12 protein-coding genes are annotated in these 8630 nt (G+C 49.4%); 1 reads left to right on the top strand and 11 read right to left on the bottom strand.

Annotated elements, in window-relative coordinates; translation table 11 throughout:
* The first annotated feature begins 1 nt into the window (after nt 1).
* Nucleotides 2-151 (top strand): CopG family antitoxin, encoded by a 150-nt coding sequence (locus tag HLUCCO03_RS12490; protein WP_292016711.1) that lies wholly within the window; start codon nt 2-4, stop codon nt 149-151.
* A 232-nt stretch (nt 152-383) separates the two neighbouring features.
* Here HLUCCO03_RS12490 and HLUCCO03_RS12485 read toward each other — a convergent pair whose 3' ends face one another.
* The 11 genes from HLUCCO03_RS12485 to HLUCCO03_RS12435 all read right to left on the bottom strand — a co-directional run.
* Nucleotides 384-1181: a hypothetical protein gene (locus tag HLUCCO03_RS12485; RefSeq protein WP_027830504.1), complete on the bottom strand. Its 798-nt coding sequence runs from the start codon at nt 1179-1181 to the stop codon at nt 384-386.
* A gap of 231 nt (nt 1182-1412) precedes the next feature.
* Nucleotides 1413-2300: a restriction endonuclease gene (locus HLUCCO03_RS12480; protein WP_051603746.1), complete on the bottom strand. Its 888-nt coding sequence runs from the start codon at nt 2298-2300 to the stop codon at nt 1413-1415.
* Nucleotides 2301-2517: 217 nt separating this feature from the next.
* Nucleotides 2518-3141: a DUF2931 family protein gene (locus HLUCCO03_RS12475; RefSeq protein WP_081813479.1), complete on the bottom strand. Its 624-nt coding sequence runs from the start codon at nt 3139-3141 to the stop codon at nt 2518-2520.
* An 18-nt stretch (nt 3142-3159) separates the two neighbouring features.
* Entirely contained in the window at nt 3160-5040 is a 1881-nt protein-coding gene (locus HLUCCO03_RS12470) for a DUF2235 domain-containing protein (protein ID WP_051603744.1), read from the bottom strand.
* 174 nt (nt 5041-5214) lie between these two features.
* Nucleotides 5215-5625, bottom strand: coding sequence for a hypothetical protein (locus HLUCCO03_RS12465; protein WP_155939861.1), 411 nt, complete (start codon nt 5623-5625; stop codon nt 5215-5217).
* A gap of 151 nt (nt 5626-5776) precedes the next feature.
* Nucleotides 5777-6046: a hypothetical protein gene (locus tag HLUCCO03_RS12460; RefSeq protein WP_155939859.1), complete on the bottom strand. Its 270-nt coding sequence runs from the start codon at nt 6044-6046 to the stop codon at nt 5777-5779.
* A 120-nt stretch (nt 6047-6166) separates the two neighbouring features.
* Entirely contained in the window at nt 6167-6580 is a 414-nt protein-coding gene (locus tag HLUCCO03_RS12455; RefSeq protein WP_036197160.1) for a hypothetical protein, read from the bottom strand.
* Between the two features lie 94 nt (nt 6581-6674).
* On the bottom strand, nt 6675-7202 hold the full coding sequence (locus HLUCCO03_RS12450) for a hypothetical protein (RefSeq protein WP_027830498.1): 528 nt from the start codon (nt 7200-7202) through the stop codon (nt 6675-6677).
* 114 nt (nt 7203-7316) lie between these two features.
* A complete protein-coding gene (locus HLUCCO03_RS12445; protein WP_027830497.1) occupies nt 7317-7898 on the bottom strand; it encodes a hypothetical protein in 582 nt (193 codons plus the stop codon).
* 128 nt (nt 7899-8026) lie between these two features.
* The gene (locus tag HLUCCO03_RS12440; protein ID WP_027830496.1) at nt 8027-8443 is read right to left on the bottom strand and encodes a GNAT family N-acetyltransferase; all 417 of its coding nucleotides are present in this window, start codon (nt 8441-8443) and stop codon (nt 8027-8029) included.
* Nucleotides 8403-8630 (bottom strand): hypothetical protein (locus HLUCCO03_RS12435; RefSeq protein WP_292016709.1); only part of this gene is annotated, 228 nt, incomplete at its 5' end. The genes HLUCCO03_RS12435 and HLUCCO03_RS12440, both read right to left, overlap by 41 nt.

The following is an 8630-nucleotide window of genomic DNA, read 5'->3' as shown; positions in this document are numbered from 1 at the left end:
GCTGAAACCCTCAACCAAGACGATCTCACTCCGGTTGCCGGAAACCTTGCTTGATCGGATCAAAATCGAAGCCAACAAGCGGGACATGCCCTATCAATCCCTGATCAAGGCTTGGCTTGCGGACGATGTGAACGACAGCCGTCGGACCTGAGGAGCTAACGCTGATAGTAACCGGCGCCGGAGCGCAGCGGAGGGGACCAAAAGCGGTACGCTTTTGGCGTCCGGTTGACTACATTGTTAAATTCTGTTACTCCAATTTTCCATTTTGGAGACCAGATTGTTCAAGCCCTAGACCTAGGCTATTACTGGCATTTAACTCCTGTGGCTTGTCCATCTGACCTTCCTCCAGTATTTAATTCAACTGCTCCCTAGATGAGGGTTTCTCAGCTTGGCTGCAACGCCTCACAGTCCGTCGGAACCTCCAGGTCCAGGTTCGAACTGAACTGAGCCAACACATCATCCCGCCAAGCAAATGCATCGGCGATAACACCCTTTTCGTAGGCTTCAACACGGCTTCTGTCTTCAAATGCGTCCTCTGCTACAGACATAACACCGGCGCCCCCCACAGAATCGTCGCCAAGCAAGCCCATACCAACAATCTGATCCTTATCTTCAATAAATGCCCAGCCTGTGCTCCGATAATTCCGGCTTGAAGGCTCGTCGCGACCGTCTATTTTCCAGCGGACAAAATCAGTGGGTTCACGGTAGGTTAGGGAGTCGTATTCCGCCAGACCATTTGGCACACTGATAGTAATCAACGGGGTGGCCCTTCTCTCTGCTGCGTTCAGCCGCGCACTGCCTGGCCTACTTTGCCCTTTCTCATTACGGATACTGACCGTTTTGCCGTCATTTCGGACAAAAATACGGCACCTGCCATCAGAGTGCTGGATAACCTTGACACCATCAATATTTGCTCCGAGCTCCGGCTCACTTGTCACCGAGGACACGTTGGCGCCAAGGAGAATGTCGATATAACGGCATTTGCCCCACTGCCGCGTGATGCGCCCCCTGCATCGATCATAAAACGCGCCCTCAATGATTTTCCCTTTAGGGCTGTAGTAAATCCAATCCGCCTCTTTTGGAGACTGTATCAGCAAGGCAATCAACGCCCCGGCTACGGCGAGAAAAAGTAAGGACGGCCCAACGGCTTTGAAATTAGTTTTCTGCGTAGCTGTGTCCATTCAATCAAATCCTTAAATTGATCTCGCCTTGCTCTAGCTTAACTTTGAAATTTATCCGATCAAAACTTCAGCCTCTCGGTCCAACGCAGGCCGCTATTATTGGAGCACGCCTCCAATGGCACAATCACAAAGCAAACGAAGCTCCCTGCTCCCATTTAACGCCGACAACACGCGCGGTTACGGAATGGAGGCGCAGCCGCAATGGAGTAACCGTCGCCGTGATTGTACTGGTTAAATCGTATTATCAAATAGTACATTCTGAATATTTTGCTCTGGAGACCATAACCCTTTATTGGCTCTTACATAGGTTTTGCACAATGACACAACCTTTGATTCTGAACCAAATTTCAACTTCTCTCTTTGTATCTTAGTGAGTGACTCAAAAGCGTTTTTTGTGTAGCCATAAGTTGATATAAAAACTCCACCTATATGTTTTTCTTTAACGATTACGCCTAAGAATGATGAGACGGCATCGCCTCCAACTTTATTACCTGCTCTCCAGTGCTTTACTTCTACTACATAGCTTTTCAGCTTCCCTGAAACTTCATACTCAAGAATTAGATCTTTACCACCATCTTTACTGGGTGGAGTAAGGGTTACTGAAAAACCCAAACCTTCGAATGCTTCTGAGAGTAGACGCTCCAGATCTCTCCACTCTAACGAATCTAAAGCACGAGGGTTTTTAGCTATAGCTTCTATAAATGCCTTTGACGCGGATCTGATTATGCAGCTAATTTCATTTTTTATTTCTTCATCATTATCAAATGACCCAACAACCCAATTCTTAAGGCTTTCGATATCGTAAAGCTCCAACTCTTGAGGGTTGTATCTTGACGCTATTTTAATGGCCTCATTAGAGAAACCGTTTTTGCAAAATATGAACGTTCGCTTTAGCCCCGAAGACCTAGCTCTATCAAGAGTTTGACGTACTATATCCGCACCGACTTTTTTCTCTTTATATAACTTTACTTCGACACCAATAGAGTCCTCATGAAAGATATTGTCTTCATCTTTCCTGATAACAATATCCCATTCATTTACTGCATCGCTTGCAGACGCCTTGTACTGTGCAGATCGCTTTGTAGATTTGTAACCTTCTTTCTCGAAAAGTGGGAGCAATATGTCAGCGAGAAGCTTTTCTGCGGCATCCCATTCAGCTGCTTGCTCCAGCGAGTCGATCTTGCCTAAAATTTCTTCAGTTTGAATAATCGAACTCCATTTTCTCTGATTTAACGCCCGCCATCACCGGTGGCAAAGCTGGAGCGAAGCGGAGGGTTTGGCATCCGGTGCATGGCATGGTTATGTGGTGCTTGGCTCATTGGTCAGAAGTACTCATTCACCAACCGTCATATCGTATTCCATTTTTTTGCAGGAAGTCCCCCTCTCTTTCGAGGTAGGTTTCAGTCCGGCGAGTATAGTCCTCTCCTTCTTTTTGGTAATCGTATGGTTTCGCCTGGTACCGCCCAACCTCAATGGCATTTTCTCCACGATTCATGATCCAGAGCACAACAGTACCGCCGGGTGCCAGACCCAGCACAAGCGTGTCCCGAGGCCGAACAGCGATCTCACCGAAGCTTTCAAACGGTGCAGGCTCTTTCATTTTCTCCACAATCTCGTCTGGATTTTCCAGCTTGATCACAGCCTCGTAGGACTGCTGTTCCGCAAATGAAAACCAACGTATCAGGAACAGTTCAGGGGTGGTTTGCCATTCAGCACCGGACAGCGGAGCGCTTTTCCAGCAACAAGAGACAATCCCAAATGGACGACGCCAACCTATATCCGCTGACAGGGACTCAATATAAAACTTGTCCACCCAGACATCGTAATGCCTAGGCGCCACAACACCAATACTCCGGTAAGTCGAGTTGGGACCTGGCTTTGATCCTTCGGAGGCTGTCTGCTCCGAGCATCCTGACAACAAAAGTACGCACACACTGAGCACAAGGCATTGAATTTTCATGGCGTTTCCCCCTTCTCCTCACTTGGTCTTGTTTGGATGGATAACACGTCGACCATATTTGGCCGGCTGAAACGGGTAAATCGGCCATGCGCCTTTCACGTACATTGTCAGGTAATGATCGGAGTGGTGGATATACCGTTGCTTCAATAGTGCCTTGGACTCCGGGGAAATCAGCAGTTCATTGCCATACCACACATGGGCGGCAAGGTTCCTGGCAACGGGTAAAAGCTCTTGAGGTAAAGCATAGGAAGAATCTTTCGGATCGATTTCATCAAAAGGTACCCCCGCATCCACTGCTAACTTGTGCATCAGGTAAAGCGGAATTCGAGAATATTCACCCCGGACTTCTCGATCCAGCCACAGGCGAAGCGTGACATCTCCGCCAGGCAAACTACGTGGGCGCTCCTGTTCTATCTCCAGTGTGGCAAACGGATTCAGTGGCCCAATCCAGCCCTCACTTTTAATCAGTGCGCGCTCCTGCAACATGCGGGAGAACTCAAAACTCGCTTCGGGATTGCGGCGATCCTTTCCTTTGACCATGAGGGGCGGGCGAACTTCGATACGCTCCTGAAAACGATCCTGGTAACCACCACCAATATCGGAATGAACACCCGGCAACACCCATTCGCTGAAATGTTCAGGTAAGTTTCCGGATTCGTTTCGCAGGCTGTTCAGTGAAAAGTTGTGTCGGCGTTCATCTCGGGCAGCAAATTGCACGGCTCGCTCGACATGCTCTGGTTGTACGTTAACGTTGATGCGTCCCGTATCGACATCGTGGGCAGAAAAATCGAGATTATCCAGGTCGGCAACCGCAGCAACGGTGTCAAATAGCCCTAGAAAACGGACAGTAACCTTGTTCGGCCAGGGAATTCCCTCCCGCTCGAAGGCCTTGACCAACCTACCTTTATACTCGCCGTATAAAGAGCCGGTGGTGTCATAAATCTCCCGGCTGATGAAATGCCGGGCGGTGGCCGCCCCACGGCTGAAACCAAACACGTCGAGGATCAGTTCGTCGATGGGTTCGGTGACGGCACGACTTAATCGGAAAGCGAAATCATTACTGCCTTCCTCAATCTTTTTCAATATGCCTTGCTCTCCAAGGCCAAGCCCCATGCTCGGACCGTCATCGGGATCACCGGACTTTGTGCCGACACCAGGCACGTAGGTCGAAAGCCTGACTATGGTCTCGCCATTCTCGCCCTGGCCACCCGTTCGCTGATACAGGTTCTCAAGCTTGGACACATTGGTTTCGGCATTGAGGTAGCTACCACCCATAATCTGCGACAGTTCACTACTGCATTCTTCTTCTGAGATGGCTCCGGCCGCATTGGCCGTCAGACACTCGTCCATCTGCTGCTGATACGTCTGGGTGTTGTCGCGGTTATTGCCAGTGCCGTCGAAAAATATGCCAGCCTCTACCCGGACTTTGGGGCGGTTCTCTTCTTCGGGCGAGTCCTCCGGTGACTCGTTGGAAACGCCTTCGTCAATCAATGCGCCTTTCTGTGCCGCTTTGCGCACAAATTCCTGTGGGTCTTTGTCCAGCAATTCTCTGGCTGCGGGAGTAAGTTGGCCCTTGTCATCCAGTGCGCCTGCCATGGCAAAATCCACTACGGGTGCGGTGGTTGTGGCAACGCCAAGTATTACTCGCTGATTACCACTGACAATAGAACCACCATGACTGGTGGGGCTCCCAAGGTAGGCCACTGGCATACCATCAGCAATTGCCAGCGGATAACCCTGGGTAATGACTGCACCACAACCGGTGACATCGCCAACTCGGGCAATGGGTTTACCTTCAACAAGGATGCTGGAGCCGTTGGGCATGATGGGAGAAGAGCCGTGCCCTTTGATTGGGCAAACGTGCATATCGCCGACGCAAGCGGCAATCAGATTGCTCATAGTCAGAGTTCCTTTCTTTAATGAGTAGCGTCCTGGCTACCCGTGGTTAAACATTGTTCAAAACCCGCGATTCTAGCATGGTTGGCACCACATAACGCCCTTGTTTAGCGGCGCCCATGTAGCACAGCGAAATGGGCGTCCGGTGTAGGGCCGGAGGCCCGGAACGTACTACAACTATTGGTTAGCAATTTTTGTGAGATGCCGAGTCGTGAGGCAGGCCACAACTGCAGGTCCAATACAGATGGATAAGGCAAGAAGCCACGTTGAGATAATGGTATCAATTTCCCTAGCACCATAACCTGACCTGACCATCATAAATGCCGTAAGAGCCGCCATGCCCCCAGCTAGCAGCGCACCTGCACCGAAGAAGACAGAGAGCAGCTTTGAAACCAATGCATGGTTAATAGTGGCTAATCGTTGCCGACTAAACGAAAGCATGAGCCAACTTACAGCCGATGCGACCAAAGCGACGATAACGACATGGCTGATACTGCTGAGTCCCAGCAACTCAGAAGCTCGGCCAACCGCCATTAATCCGAGCAAAAGAGTCGCCATGAAACCAAGTATGAAAATGATCGAATACAACAACCGTCTCACTGTGAAGGTCCTTTTCTGTAGTTGCTAACGCTGAGGTAACCGGCGCCGGAGCGCTAGCGGAGGGAACCAAAAGCGGTACGCTTTTGGCGTCCGGTTGACCGGATTGTTAAAACCGCTGAGCACCCAGGATACCGTTGAATTATTGAATGGCTGTACCAATTCCTTGAAGGGTGAAACCACCAACCAAGAAAAACAGGCCTATTGCCATGACAATGTGTTTACACTTCTCCCATTTTCGGTACTCCGACGTGAGCACCGGCCTAGAGAAATCCAAATCTTCCAGCTTCTGGCTTTGCTCAACTATCTGACCTTTAAAACGATTGATCACTTCAAAGGCAACGAGCACGCACCCGATTACATCGCAAACCAAGCCTGCGATGACAACATACTGTGAAACGGATAAATCCATTGGGGGATCACTTTCTCCCTAAAGTTTTAACGCCGCTCAGCACGCGCGGCTATGAAATGAAGGCGAAGCCGCAATGTAGTAGCCGTCGCCGTGACTGGCCTGGTTAGAAAATTCGCTGGACTATTTCAGGTGTCCCGGAATTAAAAAGAACGCATTCCTGAACCCTGAAATATTAAACGAAGAATCCGCATGGCCTGCAGGTTCCAGCTCATCCCTATTGGTGTAGATAGTGAAATTTGGCACCTGTTTCTGACCACCAAGGCTTGCATGACGAACAAAGTGCTCCAGGTTTAAGCGGGGAAACACATACATCGTATTTGGATCACCGCAAACGTATACGAAGAATTCCACCTGTCTCTTTTCATAGAGTTCTGGAGTTACATCAAACCAATACTTATCACCACTTTTCCGGGATGCTGTGCGAACATTAGTCGGGAAAGCGTTCAGAAACCAGAGAGCCGGCTTGACACTCATAATCGAGAGATTCTGATACACCTCTTTGAGCCGAGCTTTAGCAGCATCTTGTAGGTCCATACTGATCTCTCCCAATTTCTAACGCTTGCAGCATGCGCGCCCTTGGAATGGAGCCGAAGGCGCAATGTAATGGGCGTCGCTGTGCCTGCACTGGTTATGAAGATAGCTTGAACCTCTCCAAGACTTTTTCAGCCACTTGCCCTTGCCCGGCGATGGTATGTTCCGTGTGTTGCATTGGGGAGATCTCATCGTCTTGATCCCACATTCCCCAGCTTTCCTTGGCTGCGTCATACTCTGTTTGGCTATCTCTCAGGTATTCCTCAAAAAGTTTTGAGTCTGACTTACTCAAATAGAGCTTCAATTTGTGGCCAACGGATTGGAGCTCTTTAACTAGTTGCATGATCTCTTCGTCGGCTTCATGAAGCCCAAGCCCAGACATTGAAAATCGTTCCTCGTACTCGCCTTTCAAATAATGATCAGCAATAAAATGTATGCGAGAGACAGTTTCGAAGAATAGCTCTTTAGCCCACAGCTCCTTTTCCCAGCGCCATTCTCTGCGTTTTAATCGAAATGGAAAAAATGAGTTTGTTAACCAAGCCCCAACTACCACGCCGAGAAGCGGTAATCCCATGAAGGGTAGAAGGTAATTTGTAACGAGCTGCAGAAAATTATCCAAAGTCATGGTTTCTCATTTCTGGACCTCCCAGTCATCCTTCATAACGCCAGTGGTAATGGGCGCCAACGGAGCGCAGCGTAGTTGGCGTCCCGTTGACCACCTTGTTAGCAATGAGGTTAGCTACCCATTTGCTTCATTTTGCTGCTCGCCTTTTAAAGCTCGTATCTCGAGATTCAATTTCTCAATACTCTTTTCAAGGAGCTCAGTATTCTTTTCTTTGAAATAGATTTCAGGGTCTTGAATCTTTTGCTTCCACCTTAAAAAGCCGATAACAAAACAGAACGACATGCAAGCTATGTAAAAAATCCCGAATACCATTGCGACTGGGTTTTTGAGGTAACGAAGCTCCTCTCCAACTTCCGAATCGACCGCGTATTGGTTCTTGGCAACAGATTCAGAGTGGTTCTCTCGCGCTATTTTAAGAACATGTATTTCCTGCTCTAAATCCCACGATTTAGGCACCCAATCCAACTTATTCTCTTCCAAATTACCGGTTTGGATCGACTCCATCCGATCCTCGATCTCGGAAAGAGCCTGAACTGAACGAAAATACGAGCTTGAAGCGATCGAATTATCTTTAACCTCATACTCCAGATAGACAAACCATCCAAGCAGCGCAAGTAGGCCGAGAAACATCCAGAGGCCCAAAATTGCTACGAATTTGTATAGGTTATCAGTTGGTGCGGTAGGTATCGGTTTCAAAACAACTCCATTTTTCTGATGTATCTTCTACTTGCTAACGCCGAAGCACAGCGGCGACCTTGGAGTGGCGACGAAAGCGCCACGTAAAGGGCGTCCGGCGGCCACCGGCCGCGTACTGTTGCGAATTGTTAATTGCCAATGGTCACTCCCGCATCCAAAACCCAGCAGCGATCATTGTGCTTGTAACCAATCTGACCATAGTACGAGTTGGCTGCCGGTGCAGCGATGAGTATCAATTTGCAGAGCGGCCCCAGTTGCTCCTGGGTCAGTGACTGCAGTCGTTTGCCTACTCCTGACCGCTGATAACTCTTATGAACTGCCAAATCTGACAGGTAGCAGGCATAGTGAAAATCCGTGACACTGCGCGCGATACCGACCAACAAATCACCATCCCAAGCGCTCACGACGAGATTGGAGTTGGTAACCACCCCCTCCATACATTCTCGGTCATGGATTGGCCGACGCTCCCCGAGGGTAGAACTCTCCAACAAACCGATGAATTGGTCAGTGGTAATGGGGTGATTCACCTTGAAGCTGATAGCCATACCTCTCCTTGGCAATTAACGCCAGCCAGCATGCGCGGCTACGGAATGGAGGCGGAGCCGCAATGCAGTAGGCGTCGCCGTGCCTGGCCTTGTATGGATAATTCCTGCCGTGTTTGGGTAAATTGAGGCCCACCCCCAGTGGCCGCTGGGGGCCTTCATGCAGCAGCTCGATGCCTGCAAGGTTCCT

Source organism: Marinobacter sp. HL-58, from assembly GCF_001314605.1.
GTDB lineage: Bacteria > Pseudomonadota > Gammaproteobacteria > Pseudomonadales > Oleiphilaceae > Marinobacter.
The sequence above is the reverse complement of the archived record's forward strand: the minus strand, read 5'-3'. Positions and strand labels throughout refer to the sequence as shown.